Annotated in this window: 1 protein-coding gene; it reads left to right on the forward strand. The window is 33.0% G+C overall.

Features of this window, described 5'->3' with window-relative positions; all coding sequences use genetic code 11:
* Positions 1 to 659 precede the first annotated feature (659 nt).
* On the forward strand, positions 660 to 857 hold the full coding sequence (locus V7164_RS25550; protein WP_335355642.1) for a hypothetical protein: 198 nt from the start codon (positions 660 to 662) through the stop codon (positions 855 to 857).
* The last annotated feature ends 469 nt before the right edge of the window (positions 858 to 1,326 follow it).

A 1,326-nucleotide genomic window follows, 5' to 3' on the forward strand; every position in this document is an offset into this window, starting at 1 on the left:
AAAATTTAATACTAATCCTAAAGTTGATTTAAAGTAATGATTACGAACCAGTTGACAATGTGTTAGCTGGTTTTTCTTTGTTTACAAATCCATTATAGGCTTCCCATGATTAATCTTATAATTCACTGCAAAACCTCCAAATGCTTAAAAAGGACGTTTACGGACTTATAATTCACGTTAAAATTATTATTTATGCCACCAATAATGGTGGTTTAAATATATCCGGGAATCATATCTTTAATTTCTTCTTCGGCATTTTCTAAACCAGCTAATAGAAGCATGAAATAACAATAAAATGATCAGTTTCACATAAATAGCAAAAATGACCGTAATTCAATTATAGGGCGCGATTATGGGACACCCCCTTGTGATAATTTGGAAAGGATTTTTTCATCTAAATTAATCGTATAAATTTTAGATCTTTCAGTAGAGGATCAAATGAACACTCATCCATTTTTTTACTTAACTATATTTGGTAGCTTGAGGGAAATATCAACGAATTCAACATTGTTAAGGGATGTTAAAAGGGGGTTGGAAAAATTTACAGACGCTACACATTAATACCTTCTCGTAAAATTGTCCCTATTGGACAAAATATTTACAGGACAGTGCTGCTAATACAATAGTACTTCCCTATAAAAAATGAGGGAGTGAAATAGATGGCTGATATTAACGGACTGAAACGCAATGATAACGATATTGGCGAGGCAGGAAGAACTGATGTAGGTGTTGTTCCCGGGGATACTATAACTTCTGCTCTTGATCCATTTGGTACTGTAGCAGGTGAAGCGCAGGACAACAAAGCGGGAGAAGGTACCGTTGATGACGACTTTCATGGCTCAAAAACAAGAGATTAGAATTAAGTAAACTCATCTTTTAAACGAAGTGTTATTGCATGTAATGGACTTCCTAAATGGGAGTCCTTTTGTTTATTTTCGCACTTTCTTTTTCAACATCGGGCGCTTTTCTGTAACAAGGAACAGCGCTTATTTTCATTATAGGGCCATTTAATGGAGGAAGAATATCAAGAAAAATTGAATACTTATAGTAATGAATAGTAGATATATGTGTTTGTCATAGATTGTACTTAAACGAAAGGACAGGATATTTGAAGGACAGATAAGAAAGATAAAACAATAACAAAAGGAGAAAATATGAGGAAAGTATACGGTTTTTTTCTATTATTGATAGGTAGTTTACTTATGGCTATTACAATTGATAACAATTACATAGGTAATTTCCTTTTAAGATTCATTGCAGCTATGTGTTTCTTTATTGCAGTTAGGAATCTAAGTAAGAGGGTTAATCCTCTTTCAGAATTAATAC

It is taken from the genome of Bacillus sp. JJ1474, assembly GCF_036965225.1.
GTDB lineage: Bacteria > Bacillota > Bacilli > Bacillales > Cytobacillaceae > Cytobacillus.

Bases quoted from the DNA above. Each gene is read 5' to 3' on its own strand.
- V7164_RS25550 (WP_335355642.1), top strand. From the start codon at position 660: ATGGCTGATATTAACGGACTGAAACGCAATGATAACGATATTGGCGAG.